The sequence below is a fragment of the Micromonospora rubida genome, assembly GCF_009908295.1.
GTDB lineage: Bacteria > Actinomycetota > Actinomycetes > Mycobacteriales > Micromonosporaceae > Micromonospora > Micromonospora rubida.
The window spans coordinates 826,063-845,469 of sequence record NZ_JAAALO010000001.1 but is presented as its reverse complement, the minus strand read 5'-3'; the positions used below and the strand labels follow the sequence as shown (position 1 = coordinate 845,469).

At 72.6% G+C, this 19,407-nt stretch carries 15 protein-coding genes; 11 read left to right on the top strand and 4 right to left on the bottom strand.

The genetic code is table 11. The features are described 5' to 3' along the window. Positions 1 to 168 precede the first annotated feature (168 nt). From GVV04_RS34280 to GVV04_RS03465, 8 genes are all read left to right on the top strand, one after another. Positions 169 to 990: a hypothetical protein gene (locus GVV04_RS34280; protein WP_161684316.1), complete on the top strand. Its 822-nt coding sequence runs from the start codon at positions 169 to 171 to the stop codon at positions 988 to 990. After that, entirely contained in the window at positions 987 to 4,064 is a 3,078-nt protein-coding gene (locus tag GVV04_RS03495; RefSeq protein WP_161684314.1) for a non-ribosomal peptide synthetase, read from the top strand. Before GVV04_RS34280 ends, GVV04_RS03495 begins: the two co-directional genes overlap by 4 nt. A gap of 23 nt (positions 4,065 to 4,087) precedes the next feature. Then, positions 4,088 to 5,089 carry a methyltransferase gene (locus GVV04_RS03490; protein WP_161684312.1) on the top strand — a complete coding sequence of 334 codons (1,002 nt, stop codon included), beginning with the start codon at positions 4,088 to 4,090 and terminating at the stop codon, positions 5,087 to 5,089. Between the two features lie 2 nt (positions 5,090 to 5,091). Beyond that, positions 5,092 to 8,352 (top strand): ACP S-malonyltransferase, encoded by a 3,261-nt coding sequence (gene fabD / locus GVV04_RS03485; protein WP_161684310.1) that lies wholly within the window; start codon positions 5,092 to 5,094, stop codon positions 8,350 to 8,352. 251 nt (positions 8,353 to 8,603) lie between these two features. Next, positions 8,604 to 9,803, top strand: a complete 1,200-nt coding sequence (locus tag GVV04_RS03480; protein ID WP_161684308.1) for a cytochrome P450 — start codon at positions 8,604 to 8,606, stop codon at positions 9,801 to 9,803. 11 nt (positions 9,804 to 9,814) lie between these two features. After that, positions 9,815 to 10,270, top strand: a complete 456-nt coding sequence (panD, locus tag GVV04_RS03475) for an aspartate 1-decarboxylase (protein ID WP_161684685.1) — start codon at positions 9,815 to 9,817, stop codon at positions 10,268 to 10,270. Continuing rightward, positions 10,267 to 11,226 carry a class I SAM-dependent methyltransferase gene (locus tag GVV04_RS03470; protein WP_161684306.1) on the top strand — a complete coding sequence of 320 codons (960 nt, stop codon included), beginning with the start codon at positions 10,267 to 10,269 and terminating at the stop codon, positions 11,224 to 11,226. The genes panD and GVV04_RS03470 overlap by 4 nt, the downstream gene beginning before the upstream one ends. A gap of 52 nt (positions 11,227 to 11,278) precedes the next feature. Next, a complete protein-coding gene (locus GVV04_RS03465) occupies positions 11,279 to 12,622 on the top strand; it encodes an acyltransferase domain-containing protein (protein ID WP_161684304.1) in 1,344 nt (447 codons plus the stop codon). A gap of 70 nt (positions 12,623 to 12,692) precedes the next feature. Here the strand turns inward: GVV04_RS03465 and GVV04_RS03460 are convergent, their stop codons facing one another. Together GVV04_RS03460 and GVV04_RS03455 are read right to left on the bottom strand one after the other, a co-directional pair. After that, entirely contained in the window at positions 12,693 to 13,250 is a 558-nt protein-coding gene (locus GVV04_RS03460) for a DUF2087 domain-containing protein (protein WP_161684302.1), read from the bottom strand. Between the two features lie 67 nt (positions 13,251 to 13,317). Beyond that, positions 13,318 to 13,647 (bottom strand): DUF6204 family protein, encoded by a 330-nt coding sequence (locus GVV04_RS03455; RefSeq protein WP_161684300.1) that lies wholly within the window; start codon positions 13,645 to 13,647, stop codon positions 13,318 to 13,320. Between the two features lie 228 nt (positions 13,648 to 13,875). Here GVV04_RS03455 and GVV04_RS03450 point away from each other — a divergent pair, with 228 nt between their 5' ends. Continuing rightward, the gene (locus GVV04_RS03450; RefSeq protein WP_161684298.1) at positions 13,876 to 15,135 is read left to right on the top strand and encodes an MFS transporter; all 1,260 of its coding nucleotides are present in this window, start codon (positions 13,876 to 13,878) and stop codon (positions 15,133 to 15,135) included. 47 nt (positions 15,136 to 15,182) lie between these two features. Here GVV04_RS03450 and GVV04_RS03445 read toward each other — a convergent pair whose 3' ends face one another. Beyond that, the gene (locus tag GVV04_RS03445) at positions 15,183 to 16,016 is read right to left on the bottom strand and encodes a class I SAM-dependent methyltransferase (protein ID WP_161684296.1); all 834 of its coding nucleotides are present in this window, start codon (positions 16,014 to 16,016) and stop codon (positions 15,183 to 15,185) included. Between the two features lie 160 nt (positions 16,017 to 16,176). Then, complete coding sequence (locus GVV04_RS03440) at positions 16,177 to 17,064, bottom strand: helix-turn-helix domain-containing protein (protein WP_161684294.1); 888 nt, start codon at positions 17,062 to 17,064, stop codon at positions 16,177 to 16,179. 204 nt (positions 17,065 to 17,268) lie between these two features. On the opposite strand from GVV04_RS03440, the gene GVV04_RS03435 reads away from it, so the two are divergent. Together GVV04_RS03435 and botA are read left to right on the top strand one after the other, a co-directional pair. Then, a complete protein-coding gene (locus GVV04_RS03435) occupies positions 17,269 to 19,197 on the top strand; it encodes a RiPP maturation radical SAM C-methyltransferase (RefSeq protein WP_407938747.1) in 1,929 nt (642 codons plus the stop codon). A gap of 54 nt (positions 19,198 to 19,251) precedes the next feature. Beyond that, positions 19,252 to 19,392 (top strand): bottromycin family RiPP peptide, encoded by a 141-nt coding sequence (gene botA, locus GVV04_RS03430; protein ID WP_161684290.1) that lies wholly within the window; start codon positions 19,252 to 19,254, stop codon positions 19,390 to 19,392. The last annotated feature ends 15 nt before the right edge of the window (positions 19,393 to 19,407 follow it).

Sequence of the window (19,407 nt, the reverse complement as noted above, 5' to 3'; positions counted from 1 at the left end):
CAGGTAGGTAGGGCTATGAAAAGTCGCGTATTCGTTCTGGACAGATCGAGCAACGTGACCGTATATTCGGCGAAACCGCTGCGTCGGAGAGGCTGGATAAATCGCCCGGAGACGTGTGGCAGACAGTCGGGAGAAATCGAGATGTCAAACCCTGCGGTATGGAGCGTCGTGCACGACGCAGGAACGGACACGGATGTCGTGCTCGCCGCGGATTTCCCGGTGACCGGCCGCAACGAGGGTGGATTCGTCGACCTGGCGCCGGGCCTGAACCTGGACTGCGCGCTGTGGCAGACGGTCGCGCCGGTGCGCGACCCGGCCGCGACAACCTCCGGCGACGACTACCTGGAGCCGTGGCTCGCCGAGGTCGCCGCCAGCGGGCGCACGGTACGGGCGGTGCTGGGCTACTGCGTCGGCTCCGTCTTCGCCGGCGTGCTGGCGGAGAAGATCGCCGCGCGGGGACCCCACGCCCCCCGGGTGGTGGTCTTCGACCCGGAGATGGTCGACGTGCCCACCGTCCACCTGCAGTTCGGACGGGTGGTCGGCAACATGACCAGCGTGCTGACCGCCGACGAGGCGACCGGGCTCTCCGCCACGGCGGAGCGGCTCGCCGCCCGGCCCGGCATCGGCCCCGCCGAGTTCGCGGCCGACCTCTACGCGGTGTTCACGCCGGTCGGCACGGCCGCGCTGGGTCGGGCCGGGCTCGATGAGGACTACGCGGGTGAGCTGGTCACCCTGGTCGGTTCGTTCATGGCGTACCTCGGCGTGGCCGCCGGTCTCGACCCCAGACCGGGATGGGCCCGGGCTACGGTGATCACGTCCGGCAGCCCCCGGAGCGGCCTGAACCGGATGCGCACCGCCCCGGGCGTGGCGCCCATCGAGGTCGCCGACGAGCGCCGCTTCGAGGTCGAGCACCGGGACCTGCTGCGGACCCCCTCGGTCGCCGAGACCGTGGCCGGCCTGCTGGCCACCTCGTCGAGGACCCGCCCGTGAGCCTCGACGCCTCGATCACCCCAGTCCGCCCCAGCCGCAAGGAGACCGCCCTCTGGCTCCTCGACGACCTGGTCCCGGGCAGCGGAGCGAACAACCTGTCGCTGGCGTTCCGGATTGCCGGCCGGCTCGACCCGGCCGCCGCCGGGGAGGCCCTGCGGCTGCTGCTGGGCCGCTTCGAGGCGCTGCGCACGGTGTTCCACCGGGAGGACGCGGTGCTCACCAGGGCAGTGCTGCCGGCGGTGGCCGTCGACCTGGCGGAGTCCGAGCTGCGCGGCGACGAGCGGGCCGCGCTGACGGCCTTCGTGGCCAGGCCGTTCACCCCGGACGGGAGTCCGCTCGTCCGCGCGCTGCTGCTGCACGGACCCGACAGCGACGTCCTCTGTCTGGCCCTGCACCACGCCGTGTCGGACGTGCAGTCGACGGCGATCCTGCGCGCCGAGTTCGTTGCCCTCTACGAGGCGGTGGTCGCCGGGGAGCGTCCGGAACGCCCCGAGGTCCCCGCGTGGCACGAGCCGGAGCCGTCGCAGGAGAGCCGGCAATTCTGGCGCGACGCCATGGCCGGCTTCCGCTCGTCCGGCTCGCAGCTCTGGTGTGAGCGGACGGAACAACCGGTCACCACGCTGGCCGGCGACGAGGTCACGCACGTCCTGTCGGCCGAGGCCCACGCCGTGGTCCGGCGCCTGCGACGCGAGCTGAGAGCGCCGGAGTCGGTCGTCCTCCTCACCGCCTACGCGGTCCTGCTCGCCGCGCACGGAGCCGGCCCGGACCTGACCATCGGCTCACCGGTCAACTCCCGCCCCCGGGAGGCGATGGAGGCGGTCGGTTACCACAGCAACCTGCTCACGTTGCGCCTGCTGATCGACCGTTCCGCGACCTTCCGGGACCTGACCGGCCTGGCCAGGCGGACGTTCCTGGAGGCGATGGCGCACCTGGACGTGCCCGCCGACGAGCTGCTCGGGGTGGTCGAGCGGGACGGCCCCGGCTGGCGCAACGTGCTGTTCAAGCACGTCTTCAACTACGTGCCCTTCGCGGCGAGCCAGCGCGCGTTCACCGTCGCCGGCGACCCGGCGGAGCTGATCGTGGTCGAGAACGGGTTCAGCCAGTTCGACCTGGAGTTCTTCGTCACCTCCGACCAGGACAGCGCGACCGTGCGGGCGGTCTTCTACACCGGGGTGCTCGAGCGCTCCGACGTCGAGTTCATGGTCCGCCGCTACGACGCCCTGCTGGTCGCGGCGGGGGCCGATCCGGACGCCCCGATCGCGGCGCTGCCGACCTGGTCGGCCCGGGACCGCGCGGTCGTCGAAGCCGCCAACGCGACGACCCGTGCCGTGGACCTTCCCTCGGTGCTCGCCGGCTTCGTCCGCCGGGCGGCGGCGGGGCCCGGCGCTGTGGCGGTGCGCGACGGCGACCGTACGGTGACGTACGGCGCGCTCTGGTCCGCCGCTCGGGACACCGCCGACCGGCTCGCCGCGGCCGGCGTACGCCGGGGTGACGTCGTCGCCCTGCTCGTGCCACGCGGCGCGGCGCTGGCGGCGGCGGTCCTCGGCACCTGGCTCGCCGGCGCGGCCTACCTGCCGCTCGACCCGAACCATCCGGCGGAGCGGCTCGCCCACCAGCTCGACGACGGGGGCGCTCGGACGGTGGTCGTCGGTGCGGGGATCACGGCTCCGCCGGGCCGGCGCGCCGTCCCCGCCACCGACTGGGAGGCCGTGTCCCCGCTCCCGGTCGACGCCGCCGCCGCGTCGGCGGTCGAACCCGATCAGCTCGCGTACCTGATCTACACCTCCGGGTCGACCGGCAAGCCCAAGGGCATCCCGATCCGGCACGGCAGCCTGGTCAACCACATCGTCGACTACGCCGACCGGTTCGGGCTGACCGACTCGGCCCGGCCGACCGGGTGGCTGAGCACCTACAGCTTCGACACCTCGACGCTGGAACTGATGATGCCGCTGCTGCACGGCGGGCACACGGTGGTCCTGCCGGACGAGGCCCGCACGGACGGCAGGCTGCTGGCCGCCGCCGTCCGGGCCCACGACATCGGCCTGTTGCAGGCCACCCCCACCACGTGGCGGCTGGTCGCCCCGGAGGCCGCCGAGGTGCTGGCCGGGCGCACCCTGCTCAGCGGCGGCGAGCCGCTGCCGGCGGAGCTGGCGGCCACCCTGCTGGCGGCCGGCGCCGAGCTGTGGAACGTGTACGGGCCGACGGAGAGCACGATCTGGGCGACCGCCGGACGGGTGGCGGCCGACCCGGACGGGCGGGTGGACGTCGGTGGCCCGGTCGCCAACACCCAGATCTTCATCGCGGACCCGCACGGAAGACCACTTCCGGTCGGCCTGCGCGGCGAACTCTGCGTCGCCGGGATCGGCGTCGCGCAGGGCTACCACGGGCGACCGGAGCTGACCGCCGATCGTTTCGGGGCGGACGCCGATCACGGGCGGTTCTACCGCTCGGGGGACGTGGCCCGCTGGCGGCCCGACGGCCGAATCGACCTGTACGGCCGGCTGGACCGGCAGGTCAAGCTGCGCGGCAACCGGATCGAACTGGCCGAGGTGGAGGCCGTCCTGCTGGGGCACCCCGACGTCGAGGCGGCGGCCGTGGTCGTCGTCGGTGACGCCGGCGCGGACGGCACCCTCGCCGCCTTCGTCCGGGTGCCGGGCCGGCCTGAGGCCGTCGACGAACTCTGGGACCACGCGCACCGGCAGCTACCCCGGTCGGTGGTGCCGCACCGCTTCATCGCCCTGGACGCGTTCCCCCGGACCGGCAGCGACAAGGTCGACTACCTGGCCCTGGCCGAACTCGCCGCCGGTCACCACGGCCCCACCGTCGGCGGCGACGCGGGCGACGCCGACGCCGACGGCCTGACCGCGACGCTCGTCTCGTTCTTCGCCGAGCTGCTCGGTCGCTCCGACGTGGACGTCGGGTCGCACTTCTTCGCCAACGGCGGCCACTCGCTGCTGGCGGCCACCCTCGCCCAGCGGATCCGGGACACCACCGGTGTCCGGCTGGCGCTGACCGACGTCTTCGAGAACCCGACGCCCGCCGCACTGGCAGCCCGGCTGCACCGGCACGTCTGACCCGACATCGGAAGGGACCCATCATGGAAATCCTCAAGCTGGCCGTAGGCGGCTGGTTCGCCCGGGCGATGGCCGTCGCCGCGCGCCTGGAGATCGCGGACATCCTGGACGGCAAGTCGATGACGGCTGCGGAGCTGGCCGAGCGCACCGGGACCCACCCGGAGGTGCTCCACCGCCTGCTCCAGATGCTCACGGTGCCCGGTGTGCTGGAGCGGGTCGGGGACGAGTTCCGGCTCACCGAGGCGTACGCGCCGCTGCGCGCGGACCACCCGTTCACCCAGCGGCACTTCGCCATCCTCGCCGCCGAGCTGTACGACGACGCGATGGCCGGGATGATGCACACGGTCAGGACCGGCCGGTCCGGGTTCAAGGAGCTCTACGGGATGTCGCTCTACGAGTACCTGGACGCCCACCCCGACACCGCCGAGCTGTTCGACAAGGGCATGGTCGACCTGGCCGGGCCGATCGCCGCGTGCCTGCTCGCCGAGCACGACTTCACCGATGTGACGACGATCGTCGACGTGGGCGGCGGCAGCGGCGGCCTGCTGCCCGGCATCATGGCGGCCCATCCCCGGATCGGGGGCGTCGTGGCCGACCGGGCCGACGTCTGCGAGCGGGGCCCGGGCATCCTGGCGCGGGTCGCCGACCCCGCTGTCCTCGACCGGATCACCTACGCCCCGACCGACTTCTTCGACGAGGTGCCCGCGGGCGCCGACCGCTACGTGCTGAAGAACGTGCTGCACGACTGGACGTACGACAACTGCGTCCGCATCCTGCGCAGCGTCGCCGCCGCCATGGCCAAGAGCCCGGACGGCGCCCGGCTGCTCGTCGTGGAGCCGTTGGTGGAGACGGACCTCGACGGCTGGCGGGCGATGTTCCAGGCGGTGGCCTGCGACGAGGGCACCCTCGGCCTGGACGAGACGCGCCTGCGCGAGGCGTTGGCCGAGGGCGGGTTCACCGTCGAGTCCATGGCGAGGCTGCCCACCGGCCACAAGCTCCTCGTGTCGGCCCTGCGAACTGCCTGATCATGCTCACGCCGGTCTTCCTGTTCCCGGGTCAGGGCTCCCAGTACCACGGCATGGGGCGGTGGCTGTACGGCGCCGACCCGGTGTTCCGGGACACCCTGGACTCACTCGACGCGGTGGTGCGCGAGGTCCGTGGCGACTCGGTGGTCGCGGCCGTCCACCGGGAGACCCAGGGCCCCGTGCCGCCGATGACGCGGCTGTCGCTCAGCCAGCCGGCGATCTTCATGGTCGAGTACGCGCTCGCCGAGATGCTGCGGGCGCAGGGGTTCGTACCGGCGTCGGTGCTCGGCGCGAGCCTGGGTGAGGTCGCGGCGGCGGCCGTCGCGGGGGTGTTCGACCCGCGCGACTGCCTGCGCTCCCTCCTGCGGCAGGTGGCCCTGATCGAAGCGGAGTGCCCCCGGGGCGGCATGCTCGCGGTCCTCGCCGATGTCGAGCTCGCGCGGCGGGATCCGGTCCTCGCCCCGGCCCACGTGGCCGCGGTCAACTCGCCGACGAACTTCGTGCTGGCCGGGACGGCCGGGGACCTGGACCGGATCGAGCGCCACCTCACCGCCGCGGGCACGCTCTGCCAGCGGCTCCCGGTCCCGTACCCGTTCCACTCGCCGCTGATCGACCCGGTGGAGGGCGCGTTCAAGGAACTGGTGAGCGACCTGACCGCGCGGCCCGCCGCGGTTCCGTTGATCTCCGGCACCACCGGCGGGGCCGTGCACCTGCCGGACGCGGCGCACCTGTGGCAGGTGCTGCGGCAGCCGTTCGACCTGACCAGGGCGTTGGCGCCGCTGCTGGCGCGGGACGATCTGCTCTTCCTCGACCTGGGGCCGTCCGGGTCGGTGGCCAACCTGGTCCGGGCGGCGCTGCCGCCGGGTGGCAGGTCCCGCGTCCTGCCGCTGCTCTCCCCGTACGCCCGGGACGAGGTGCTCTACCAGGCTGTCCTCGACGCGCGGGCCACCATCGCCGCTCCGGCACGACGAACCGAGGTGGACCTCGTGACTGCTCCACCGGCGAGCCTGGACCGTCCCGCCGTCAGCCCCGTCGTCCTCGACGTCCACGTCTTTCCCGGGCAGGGCGCCCAGGCCAAGGGCATGGGCCGGGAGCTGTTCGACCGGTTCCCGGACCTCGTCGCCCGCGCCGACGCGCTGCTCGGCTACTCGATCCGGGAGCTGTGCCTGGTGGACCCGGGCCGGAACCTGCGCGACACCCGGTACACCCAACCGGCGCTGTACGTCGTCGAGGCGCTCACCTGGCTGGCGACCCTGCAGGAAGGTGGCCGCCTGCCGGACTACCTCCTCGGGCACAGCCTGGGCGAGTTCGCCGCGCTCTTCGCGGCCGGCGTGTTCGACTTCGAGACCGGGCTGCGTCTGGTCGCCGAGCGCGGCCGGCTGATGGGCCAGGTCACCGGCGGCACGATGGCCGCGGTCTCCGGGGTCGACGCCGCGCTTGTCGAGCAGGTGCTCCGGGAGCACGGCCTCGCCGAGATCGACGTCGCGAACTACAACGCACCGACCCAGACGGTGATCGCCGGTCCGGTGGAGGCGGTCAACCGCGCGCTGCCGCTGTTCAAGGCGGCGGGGGCGCGCTGCGCCCCGCTGAACGTCAGCGCCCCGTTCCACAGCCGCTACATGGCCTCGGCCGCCGAGCGGTTCGGGAAGCTGCTCGACGCCACCACGTTCGCGACGCCCAAGATCCCGGTGATCGGCAACGTCGACGCCAGGCCCTACCAACCCGGCGACGTGGCCGGCATGCTGCGTCGCCAGATCGTCTCTCCGGTCCGGTGGACCGACAGCGTCCGGCTGCTCATGGGTCTGGGCGAGTTCCAGGTGCGGGAACTGGGCCCGGGGCAGGTGCTGACGAAGCTCGTCAACCGGATCCGGACCGAGGCCACCCCGCTCCCGGCGACGACCGTCGGAGCCCTCGCGTCGCCGGACCGGCGGGAGCCCACGCCCGCCGAGAGGCCGAACACCGGGAGGTCGCCGGAGACCCTCGGATCGGAGGCGTTCCGCCGTGACTACGGGGTCCGCCTCGCCTACGCCGCCGGCGGCATGCGCCACGCCGTCGGCTCGGTGGACCTGGTCACCCGGATGGCGGGTGCGGGCGTGCTGGCGTACTTCGGCGCCGCCGGACTCTCCGCCCCGGAGGTGGCCACGGCCGTCGCCCGGATCCGCGACCGCCTTCCGGCGGACGCGCCGTTCGGGGTCAACGTCACACACGACCCGTTCGATCCGCAGGCCGAGGCCGACCTGGTGGACGTGCTGGTCCGCCAGGACGTCCGGTTCGTGGAGGCGGCCACCCACGTCGAGGTCTCGGCCGCCCTGGTCCGGCACCGGCTGACCGGCGCCCGGATTCGCGCGGACGGCACGGTCGACGCGCCCCGCAAGCTGCTGGCCAAGGTGACCCGACCGGACATCGCGCGACTGTTCCTCTCCCCGGCGCCCAGCGCGCTCGTGCGCCGGCTGGTCGCCGAGGGCCTGCTCACCGCAGAGGAGGCCGCCGCCGGTGAGCGGATCGCGCTGGCCGACGACGTCTGCGCGGTCGGTGACTCGGGTGACTACTCCGACCTGGGCGTCCTCTGGGCGCTGCTGCCGGCGGTGCGCCGGCTCCGGGCGCAACTGGGGGGAGTCGCCGGGGCGGTCCGGATCGGGGCGGGGGGCGGCATCGGCTCGCCGGAGTCGGTCGCGGCCTCGTTCGTCCTCGGCGCCGACTTCGTGCTCACCGGCTCGATCAACCTCTGCACGGTCGAGAGCGGGATCAGCGCCGCCGCCAAGGACCTGCTCCAGGAGGCGGACGTGCAGGACACCGCGTACGCGCCGTACGGCCCCCTCTTCGAGTTGGGCGGCCGGGCGCGGGTGCTCAAGCGGGGCGTGCTCTTCCACGCCCGCGCCGGCAGGCTGCACGACCTGTGGCGCAACCACGACTCGTGGGAGGCGGTGCCCGCCGCGACCCGGTCGAAGGTGGAGACCACCTACCTCGGTACGCCGTTCGACGAGGTCTACGCCCGGATCGCCGGCCCGGCCGAGCCGCCGCTGGACCCCAAGCGACGGATGGCCCTGGTCTTCCGCTGGTACTGCGCGCAGGCCGGCAGGTGGGCGATCGAGGGAACGCCGGGTCGCGTCGCCGACTACCAGATTCCCTGCGGGCCGGCGTTGGGTGCCGCCAACCACTGGCTGCGGCACACGCCCCTGCGCGCGTGGCGCGACCGGCACGTCGACGACCTGGCCGACCTGCTGATGGCCGAAGCCGCCGTGATCGTGGGTACGGCCGCCTGATCCGCCGCCCGCCCCGAGCTGGAAACGAGGCCCGACTGGATGACCGAGACATCTTTCCCCGATCCCGATCCCGATCCTGTCCGCGTCCCCGATCCCGTCCGCGTCCGCGAGAGCGCGCTGAGCGCACCGAGCATCCTGTCCGAACGATTCCCCGGGGTGCGGCTCGCCGCTGATCCGTCCGAGATCCCGCCGCGCCGCCTGCCTTCGGGGCGGCGGCTCCCGGTCCACCCGGTACCTGAGGAGGAAGGTCGATGACCGACACCGTTCCCACCGTCGACGGTCTACCGATGAGTCGGGGCCGCTGCCCGTTCGACCCGGCCCCGGAGCTGGCCGAACTGCGCCGAGAGCACCCGGTGGCGCGCATGGTCTTCCCGGACGGGCACGTCGGCTGGCTGGTCACCGGCTACGACGAGGTCCGCCGGCTGCTCGCCGACCGCGGCCTGAGCTCGCGGGGTGACCTGCTGCGCTCACCCATTCCGCTGCCGATGGCGGGGGACCGCACCGAGGTGGCACCGGGCATGTTTACGGCCATGGACCCGCCGGAGCACACCCGGTTCCGCCGGGAGGTGGCCGCGTGGTTCTCGACGCGGCGCACCCGGATCCTGGAGCCCTGGCTGACGGAGGTCGTCGAGGCACACCTCGACGCGATGATCGCGCAGGGCGGCCCGGTCGACCTCGTGTCGACGTTCGCGGAGCCGACGGCCGCGCTGGCGATCTGCGAGATCCTCGGCGTGCCGGCCGAGCAGCGCGAGCTGTTCGGCAAGGCCATCACGTCGCTGTTCACCGTGCACTCCAGCGCTGAGGAGGCCATCGGAGCCTGGCAGAACATCGGCGGGCTGCTGTTCGGGCTGGTCAACACCAGGCGTGCCGAACCCACCGATGACCTGCTGGGCACGCTGGCCGCCACCGGTGAACTCACCGACGAGGAACTCGTCACGGTCGGCAGCGTGCTCCTGGTGGCCGGCTACGACACCAGCGCGAACATGATCGGCCTGGGTACGTTCGCACTGCTGGAGCACCCCGACCAGTACGCGGCACTCGTCGCCGACCCGTCCCTGGCGCCGAACGTGGTCGAGGAGCTGCTCCGGTACCTGACGATCGTGCACGCGGGTTCGATCCGCGCGGCGGGCGCGGACATGGAGTTCGGCGGGCACCACCTGGCGGCCGGGGACGCGGTCTCGCTCTCCCTGGGCGCGGCCAATCGCGATCCCGCGCTCTGCGTGGACCCGGACCGCCTCGACATCACGCGCGAGCCGGTGCCGCACCTGGCCTTCGGCCACGGCATCCACCAGTGCGTCGGTCAGCAGTTGGCCCGGCTGGAGCTGCGGATCGTCTTCGAGACGTTGGCCCGTCGGTTGCCGGGGCTGCGTCTCGCCGTTCCCGCCGAGGCGGTCCCGACCCGCGCCGACATGATCATCTACGGCATCGGTGAGCTGATGGTGACCTGGTGAACGGGGAGAACATGCTCTACCGCGAGATGCTCAAGTCCAAGATCCACCGCGCCAGGGTGCGGCAGGCCCACCTGCACTACGTCGGCTCGATCACCATCGACGCCACGCTGATGGCCGCCGCCGACCTGTGGCCGGGCGAGAAGGTCGACGTGGTGGACATCGACAACGGTGCCCGCCTCAGCACCTACGTCATCGCCGGGGAGCCCGACAGCGGGATGATCGGCATCAACGGTGCCGCCGCCCGGCTCATCAACCCGGGCGACCTGGTCATCATCATCTCCTACGCGGCCATGAGCGAGGAGCGCGCCCGCTCGCACGAGCCGAGCATCGTCTTCGTCGACGCGGAGAACCGGCCGGTCCGGATCGGCTGCGACCCCGCCGAGGTGCCCGACGGCTTCGGCCTGCTACCTGGCAACACCGTCCCGCGAATGATCGATTCCATCCCGTTGCCCGGAGAGCGCAGATGAGCAGCACCCCCGAGATCATGACCGCGTTCACCAGCGGACTGGCGGAGATCAATCTCGACGAGTCGACCGCCCCGCGCCCCGGCGCCAAGGCCACCGAGATGAAGTCGGCCAGCGCCGTCATCTACGACATGGCTGCCACCCTCTCCGGACGGGGCGAGCTGTGGAACTGGGGAATGTACGACGCGGAGGTCGCCGAACAGATCCGCGCCCTGGTCCCCGGCTTCGGCGAGCCCTGGACGGACGGCCTCAGCGAGCAGCTCTACTTCCTCGCGCTCCGGGACCTACCCGTCGACCTGACCGAGCACGCCGGCCGCGTCGTCCTCGAGGTCGGCTGCGGTACGGGCGAGGGCCTGAACTTCCTCTCCAGGATCCACCGGGACGCGCGCATGATCGGCCTGGACCTGTCGCCGAAGGCGGTCGCCCGGGCCACCGCCACGCTCTCCCGGGGCGACCAACTGCGCTTCGTGCACGGCGACGCGGAGGACCTGCCGTTCGAGGACGACTCCGTGGACGTGCTGGTCAACATAGAAAGCTCGCACACGTACCCCGACCTCGGAAGGTTCCTCCGCGAGGTGAAGCGCGTGCTGCGGCCGGGCGGCATGCTCAGCCACATCGACGTCTTCACGCACCAGCGTTACGCCACCATGCGCCGGCTCACCAAGGAGATCGACGGTCTGAACTGGATCGCCGACCGGGACATCTCCGACGCGGTCCGCGCCGGGGTACGCCGCCGGATGGCCCCGGACAGCCACTTCCGCAGGATGCTGGCGAAGCAACGGATGAACCGGCTGACCCGGCACATCGTCGCGCACAGCCAGATCCTCATGTTCGGCGGCATGTTCGCCGGCTACCGGCCGTCGAACACGATCAAGGCGCTGAACAGGCTGGGCGTCGTGCCGTGGATCAGCGGCCTGCCGATGGAGAGCTACCGCCACCAGATCGCCGTATGCGAATGACCGCGACGACCGGGCCCACCGTCGCCGCACCGGGCGGCCGGGAGGAGGAGACGTGAGTAGCACGCTCTTCGCCGTCGCCGCCGACACGGACGACCGGCTCCGCGCGACGCTGCTCGCGCACGTCGACCGGATCCGCGCCGGGCGGGCACTGCCACCGCTGGTCCGGTACTGCCACCACGCCGCGACCCGTACCGCCGGCCCGCACCGGGTCGCGGTCGCCGTCGAGTCGTACGCCGAACTCGCGCAGCAGCTCTCGGAGATCGCCGCCGGTACGGCCGACCGCGTCCCGGCGGAGGTCACCACCCGGCGTCCCGGACTGGTCTTCGTCTTCGCCGGGCAGGGTGCCCAGTGGCACGGGATGGGGCGTGAGCTGTTGGCCACCGAGCCGGTCTTCCGGGAGGCGCTGTACCGCTGCGACCGGCAGGTCCGCGAGTTCGCCGACTTCTCCGTGGTCGACCAGCTACGGCTGGACCCGCCGGCGTCCCGCACGGACGAGATCCAGGTGCTCCAGCCGACGATGGTGTCGCTGCAGATCGCCCTGACGGCACTCTGGCGCAGCTGGGGCGTGACCCCGGACGCCGTCGTCGGCCACAGCATGGGGGAGATCGCCGCCGCGCACACCGCCGGCGCGCTCTCCCTGCGGGACGCCGCGCTGATCGCCTGCCGGCGCAGCGCGCTGCTCCGGCGGATCGTGGGTAAGGGGGCACTGGCCACCACGGAACTGTCGCCGGCCCAGGCCCACGCGGTGGCCGACGCCAGCGCGGGCCGGATCACCGTCGCCGGGGAGAACAGCCCTCGGTCGACGGTGCTGGCGGGCGACGCCGACTCCCTCGCCGCCCTCGTCGAGGACCTCTCCCGCCAGGACGTCTACTGTCGCGTGATCAGCGGAACCGTCGCCTCGCACAGCCACTACGTCGACGAGTTGCGCGTGGACCTGCACGGCTCGCTCCGCTCCCTGACGCCGACGCCGACCCGCCTGCCGATGTACTCCACCGTGACGGCCGAGCCGGTGCCCGGTACGGCCCTCGGAGCCCCCTACTGGATGCGGAACCTCCGCGAACCCGTGCGGCTCGCCGCCGCGATCGGAAACCTGAGCGATGCCGGCCACGAGGTCTTCGTCGAGGTCAGCGCGCATCCGGTGCTGCTCAGCCCGGTGCGGCAGACCCTCGAACGGGGTGGCCGATCCGGCTGGCTGCTCTCCACGGGCCGCAGGCACGCGGAGCGCCGGTCGGCGCTGTCGTCGCTCGGCACGCTCTACGCCTGCGGTCGCGAGCCGAACTGGGCGGCGCTTGTCCCTCGGGTCGCCGAGCCGACCATCACCCCGTACCAGGCCGCGGTGCTGGAGGCCGCGCGGCGGCCGAGACCGGTCCCCGCCCGGGTGGCGACGTCACACTGACTCCCACCAGCACTCCCACCAGCGCTCCCCCCCGGCGCCGGCCCGGGTCACCGTGCCCGGCGGGTCGTCGTCACCGCGTCGTCGCGGTGGCGTCCGGGGTGACCAGCGCGTACCGGCCGGAGTCCCGACGCAGGACGCCGCCGTCGATGAGGAGGCGCCGCAGGTAGACGGCGTCGACCGCGCCACCCGCGCACCAGGGCCGCAGGCAATCGGTGACGTAGCGTTCGTCGTACTCGTCGCCGGGGGCGAAGGCCGTCTCCGCGACGTGCCGCAGCACGGTTCGGCGGGCGTCGGCGTCGTCCTCCGGCAGGTGTACGAGGACGCCCCCGCGGACGAAGCCGCGCAGCCGTGGGTCTGGCTGCTCGGCGACGGCCTGCTCCTCCTGCCGGTGGGTGGCCACCGCCGCCGCCCCGGCGACGGTTTCCTCGTTCACGGCGAGGCGACCGGGCCCGTCGGGCCTGAACAATCCGGCCCGGAGGAGTTTCCCGATGGCCGGAGCGGCCTGCGACGCTTCGAGACCGGAGGCGGCGAGGATCTCCGTGGGGGTCGCCCCGCCCAGGTCGACCGCGCAGAACACCCGACGCAGGGTGGGTTCGGAGAGCAGGAGGGTGAATTCCTCAGGGGTCATGAGATGGCTCGCATCCTTTCAACGAGTGCCCGGCGGCCCGACGGCGCCGGGACGCGCACCGACAGGGTCAGCGTGCCCGCCGTCGGAGCATGTCCTCGAGGTCGCTGGAGACCGAGTGCAGGTCGGTGCTGTCCGCGCCGAGCTGGCGGACGGCGGCCGTGGCGGCCTCCTCCGCCTTCCCGAAGACGACTGCCTCGCTGTCGTCGGGGGTGACGGGGACGAGGCAGCGGTAGGTGAAGGTGCGCAGGGGTCGCTCGTAGGTCACCGTGCCCTCGCCGGTGAACCTGGCCGCGAAGAGGTCGTGCTCGTCGGCCTGGGCGAGCAGCGAGGCGCGCTGCTCCTCGGTGAGCGGGGCGAACTTGCCGCGGACGATGACCTTGTAGGTGTTACTGCTCATGGCTGCGGGATCTCCACATCGGGGTGCGGGCGGTGGTCGTCCGGCCGCCCCGGGGCAGCCGTCTGGCGGCGATGGCGGCCTCCTCCACGCGCGTTCAAATACAGCACCATATCCTAATACGGTTCTGTATCTGAGGTGTCGGCCCGGTCCGCGCCGGGTTCCCGCAGATCGCGACACAACCCGATATCCACCTGCCGTGGGTGAACCGCATCCCGCAGAATCTGGGAGGTGTTGATCCGTTATCTCCTCTCCCACGCCCTTTCGTTGCTGGGGAACTCCATCGCCGCGATCGCCCTGCCCTGGCTCGTGCTGGTCCGCACCGGGGATCCCGCCGCGGCCGGCCTGATCGCCGCGGTGAGCGCGCTCCCCATGCTGGTGGCCGCAGTGGCCGGCGGGCTGGTCATCGACCGGTTCGGCAGGCGCCGGACGTCGATCTGGGCGGACTTCGCCTCGGCCCTGGCGGTGGCCGCGGTGCCCTTCGTCGACGAGGTCTCGGGGCTCACCGTCGCCTGGTTCATGGTGCTCGGCGTCGCGGGCGCGCTGTTGGACGTGCCCGGCATGACCGCCCGCGAGGCCCTGGCCCCCGACGTCGCCGCGGCGGCGGGGGTCGGCCTGGAGCGGCTGGCCGGCCTGCGGGAGGGCGTCAGCGGCGTGGTCCTGGTCGTCGGCCCGGCCGCCGCGGGCGGGCTGCTGGTGCTCCTCGACCCGACCACGGTCCTCTGGATCACCGCGGTCTGCTCGGCGGCGGCGGCGCTGACCACGGCCACGCTTCCCGCCCGGCTGGGCCGGGGCTCGGGCGAGGCGGGCGGCGGCGTCCGCACCGAGCTGCTCAAGGGCTTCCGCGTCCTCGGCGGTGACCGGGTGCTCGCCGCGATGACGCTCGTGGTGACGATCAGCGTCCTCGTCCTGGCGCCGCTGCAGAACATCCTGCTCCCCGTGTACCTGGTCGCCCGTGACTCGCCCGGCGGGTTCGGCCTGGTGATCGCCTTCCTCGCGGTGGGCGGCATCGGCGGGTCGATCGTGTACTCGATCGCCGGGGCCAGGCTCTCCCGGCGGGCGGTCTTTGTCGCCGCCCAGGTGGTCACCGCCTTCGGCACGGTCGGTCTGGCACTGCTGCCGCCGCTCCCCGTGCTGCTGGCCGTCGCCGCCCTCGCCGGCTTCGGCGCGGGGCCCATGCAGGCCCTGGCCCTGGTGCTGGTGACCGAGCGCATCCCCGAGCGTTACCGGGGCCGCGTCCTGGGTCTGCAGAACGCCGCCACCATGACCGCCGTGCCGGTGGGCACCCTGGTGGCGGGCCTGCTGATCAGCGGGATCGGCCTGCGCGAGACGGGTGTGCTGCTCGCCGTCGCCTGGGGCGTGGTCGCCGCGTTCGCCCTGCTGGTGCCGGCCCTGCGTCGGCTGGAGCCGCCGGCGGGCGGGCAGCGGGCCGACGAGGCGCCCGTGGGTGAGCGGGAGCCCACGGCGGAGACCGCTTCGGCCGCCGAGTGACGGCACGGGCGCCGGCCCGTCCAGGGCCGGCGCCCGCCCCCGCCCCGTCAGGGAAAGGCGAAGCGCGAGATGTGCCCGACGCCGCGGGAGATCGGCAGCTTCGCCAGCACCCTGGTGTCGAGCAGCAGCCGCAGCCGGAGGCCCAACGGCAGCCGCCGGTGGTCGCCCGGGTCGGCGGTGTCGTACGCCTTGACCGATTCGACCAGCCGCAGGCCGGGCACCTCGCGCGGCACCTCGCGCGGGTCGTCGACCCCCCAGCGCATCTGCGCGCCGGTCTGGCGCATCACCGGCAGCGGCCCGCTCATCCGCACGGTGGCCCGGGAGTACGAGTCGAAGACGATCTCCCCGCCGAGCGGGAAACGCGCCACGACGGCGCGCAGCATCCGTGGGCCGTCATCGGCGCCGAGGTACATCGCCAGGCCCTCGCCCAGCACGAGCACCGGCCGGTCGGTCGGGATCTCCGCGAGCCAGCCCTCCTCGACGACCGAGGCGCCGAGCGTGCGGGAGTTCGGGCGTGGGGGGTAGAGCTGGTCCCGCAGCTCGATGACCTCGGGCTGGTCGACGTCGAACCAGCGCACCCCCGGCCCCGGGTCCAGTCGCTGCACCCGGCCGTCGAGCCCGCAGCCCAGGTGCAGCACGGTGGCCTCACGATGGGCGTCGAGGAACCGCCGGGTCCAGCGGTCGAAGAACCGCGTACGCAGGGCGACGCCGATCGCCGTGGCGGGCTGGATGCGCAGCCCGGAGAAGTCGTAGTCCAGCCTGTCCAGGATCTCGGCCGCGGTGCGGTCGCCGAGCATCGGGTGCGGTGAGCGGGCGTCGACGGCGCGCGCGCACAGGGTGGCGAGCGTCGTCTCCGCCGCTCCGGTCAGCGAAACCTTCATTCCACATCCCTTGGTCCGGTGCGCGCGGCCTACCGCCACCGCGTCGCGGCGGGGTGTGTCGGGGGGAGCCGGAAGTGGCGGCACAGCTGGCGTGGATCTGCCACCGCGGCCCGATACTACCGACGCTCACTACACACGGCAAGGAGATCCGGACGTTCCGTCATCGATCGGGTGTCCTGAGTCGACGGAAATAGTCCACGTCGGACGGATGCTGCCCACTTTCCCGGCCCCACCCACGAACCCGCTCCCGGAGATCCGCCGCTCCGGGAGCGCCGACGTCCCCGGACCTGACGAGCCACCGGTCGGCCAGGACCGTCCAGGGGGCACACTCGGGCGTGGCGTGGCAGCGGAACCGCCTGCGCCGGGCCAGCCAGCACCGCACCGGGCCCGCACCCAGCACGGACTCGTCCGCGCAGAGTACGTGCAGCGCTCCTGACGGGACCGTCGCGCTCACCTCGGTCAGGAACCCCAGCAGGTCCCCGGCCCAGTCCGGTCCCTCGGCCACGGAGACCACCGCCGGCGGGGCCTTCCCCCCGCCCCGTGGAACGGGGGTCGGGGCGTCCGCGTGCCCCACCGCGAGGGCGAGCGCGCTCCCTCGGTGCGCCAGGTGCACCCCGGCCACGCCGCGTACGCGCGCCACGAACTCCGGATCGGCCACCAGCCGCCACGTGCGTACCCGATCCGGGCAGAGGCCGAACTCGCGCCAGATGCGCGAGACCGCGGTCTGCGACACGCCCACCGAGGCGGCCAGCGAGCGTGTGGTCCACCGGCCGCCCGTGGGGGCGGGCAGGTCGAGGGTCGCGGTCACCACCCGGCGCACGATGTCGTCGCCGATCGTGCGCGGGGCGCCCGATCGGGGCTCGTCCGTGAGGCCAGCGAGGCGGTGCGCGGCGAAGCGGTCCCGCCACTTGCGGACGGTCTCCCGTGAAACTTTCAGCCGCCGCGCGGCCCGGGCGTTGGTGTCCCCGTCCGCACACGCCAGGACGATCCGGGCGCGCAGCGCCAGCGCGGGTGCGACGTCCGGGGCGGTGCTCCATTGCCGCAGCACACGGCGTTCTTGATCGGTCAATTGACGTCGGTCAACCTTGTGAAGGATCACGTGAACTCCCGCCAAGGAACTTGGAACTCATGGGTCACCACGGGCCGCGCAACTCTGGAAGGGGCGTGCCGAAATCACGGGTTGAGACTTGACGAGCGCGGCCTGTAGTGGCGAACATGGGACCCCAGCGTGCCACATCGACTGGGGCGGTGATTGGTCATCAAACAGCGCAGAGTCTCGCTCGTATCAATGCCGTGGAACAGCGCTACCCGGCCGTCCATACAAGTCGGCATTCTGCGCTCGGTGGCCGAGGCCGCAGGGTGGCGGGTGGATTCCCATTACGCCTACCTTGACTTCTACGCGATGGCCCCGAAAATGATTGGGCTGGCCGGCGACGATTGGGCCCAGGCGTACGAAATGGTTTCCGAGCGGCTGTACCACCTGTCGGTCGGCGACTGGGTGTTCAGCCGGCGCGGTGCGGCGCCCGAGGAGCGCGCGGAGTACTTCGACCTGCTGCGGTCCAAGCGCGTGGACGAGGCCACCATCACCCTGATCGACTCGCTGCGCGCGGTGGCCGACCGGCACGTGGCCGCGACCACCGAGCGGCTGCTGGCCGCCGAGCCCGAGGTCGTCGGCTTCACCAGCATGTTCAGCCAGAACGGCGCCACCCTGGCGGTGGCCGAGCGGCTGCGCGAGTCGGGCTACGCAGGGCCGATCGTGCTTGGCGGCAGCAACTGCGAGGGCCCGATGGGCCGGGCCCTGCTCGCCAACTTCCCGGCGGTTGACGCGGTGGTCGACGGGCCCGGCGAGGAGGCGTTCGCCGTCCTGCTGACCCAGGTCGCCGCAGGCGGCCCGCTGGCCTCGGCGGGCCGGCTGGTGGCCCGCGGCGATGCCGTGGTCGAGGTCGCCGAGCTGGTGCCCGCGGACCAACTCACCGTGCCGATGCCCAACTACGACGGTTTCTTCGAGCAGTTGTCGGCCGCCGGTCTGGACCGGTTGGGCGCAGAGGTATCGCTGCCGGTGGAGTTCTCCCGCGGGTGCTGGTGGGGTGCGAAGACGCACTGCACTTTCTGCGGCCTGAACGGGGCCACCATGCGTTATCGCAGCAAGCACCCCGATTCCGTGGCGGGTGAACTCCGGCACATGATGGACCGCTACGGCGTGCTTGATTTCTTCGCGGTCGACAACATTCTCGACCTCGGTTACCTCGATACGGCTCTCCCGGCCGTCGAGGAACTGCATTCGGACCATTCCCTGTTCTTCGAGGTCAAGGCGAACATGGAATGGGCGGACATTCGCAGGATGCGTCGGTCCGGGGTGCGATCGGTGCAGCCGGGAGTCGAGAGTCTGAGCACCGAAGGGCTGCGCGCGCTGCGCAAGGGGGCCACCGCCTTCTTGAACGTGCGATTCCTGCTCGGCTGCGCCGAATACGACGTGCGGGCGGACTGGAACATCCTCACCGGCTACCCCGGGGAGACGCCGGCGTCCATCCTGGCCCAGCTCGACCTGGTGGCCTCGCTGTCGCACCTGACCCCGCCGCACGTCACGCTGATCCGCTTCGACCGCTTCAGTCCCTACGTGGAGGCCCCGGGCTCCTACGGCCTGGAGCTGACCAAGCCGTTCCCCGGCTACCGCTTCGCCTACCCGGAGCTCTCCGAGGCGGACCTGTGGAACATCGCCTACCACTTCGAAGGGGAGTTCACCGACGACCCCCGCAACGCCGAGTTGCGCCGGCGCCTGGCCGCGCGCATCCGGCTGTGGCGCAACCGCCACGAGGGCGCCTCCTTCACCTACCGGCTGGGCTTCGCCTGCGTCGTGCTCGACGACCGGCGCCCCGGCCTGCGGCAGCAGCGGGTCACCCTGAACGGGGACCAGGCCCGGCTGTTCCGCGCGGTGATCGGCGGCACCCGTTTCCGAGACCTCCAGGCCCAAGGGTGGGATGGGCCGCGCTGGGAGGCCACGCTCGAGCTGCTGCAGTCCTGGCAGCGGCGGCGCTGGGTGATGATCGAGGGCACCAAGGTGATCGCGCTGGCCGTGCGCCAGCAGCCCTCGGCTTACCGCACGCCGCCCGCCAAGGGTGCGCCGAAGCGGGCACGGACCCAGATTCCGCTCACCCTCACCAGCCCCGCCACGCGCCGTTGACGGCGCGGGGCGGCGGAATATCCCGTCCGTACGACGCACCAGAGGGGAGGGAAAATGGGACCGGTTGTCGTGTTCGACTGCATGACCGCAGATTTCCTGAACGACGACCCCAACAACGCCGAGCTGAGCGATCTGGAACTGCGCGAGCTCGAGTCGTGGGGCACCTGGTCGGACGAGGTCGAGACGACCTCGTAGGCCGACGGCGGTAAG

Bases quoted from the DNA above. Each gene is read 5' to 3' on its own strand.
- GVV04_RS03490 (WP_161684312.1), top strand. From the start codon at position 4,088: ATGGAAATCCTCAAGCTGGCCGTAGGCGGCTGGTTCGCCCGGGCGATG.
- fabD (WP_161684310.1), top strand. From the start codon at position 5,092: ATGCTCACGCCGGTCTTCCTGTTCCCGGGTCAGGGCTCCCAGTACCAC.
- GVV04_RS03480 (WP_161684308.1), top strand. From the start codon at position 8,604: ATGACCGACACCGTTCCCACCGTCGACGGTCTACCGATGAGTCGGGGC.
- panD (WP_161684685.1), top strand. From the start codon at position 9,815: ATGCTCTACCGCGAGATGCTCAAGTCCAAGATCCACCGCGCCAGGGTG.
- GVV04_RS03470 (WP_161684306.1), top strand. From the start codon at position 10,267: ATGAGCAGCACCCCCGAGATCATGACCGCGTTCACCAGCGGACTGGCG.
- GVV04_RS03460 (WP_161684302.1), bottom strand. From the start codon at position 13,250: ATGACCCCTGAGGAATTCACCCTCCTGCTCTCCGAACCCACCCTGCGT.
- GVV04_RS03455 (WP_161684300.1), bottom strand. From the start codon at position 13,647: ATGAGCAGTAACACCTACAAGGTCATCGTCCGCGGCAAGTTCGCCCCG.
- GVV04_RS03445 (WP_161684296.1), bottom strand. From the start codon at position 16,016: ATGAAGGTTTCGCTGACCGGAGCGGCGGAGACGACGCTCGCCACCCTG.
- botA (WP_161684290.1), top strand. From the start codon at position 19,252: ATGGGACCGGTTGTCGTGTTCGACTGCATGACCGCAGATTTCCTGAAC.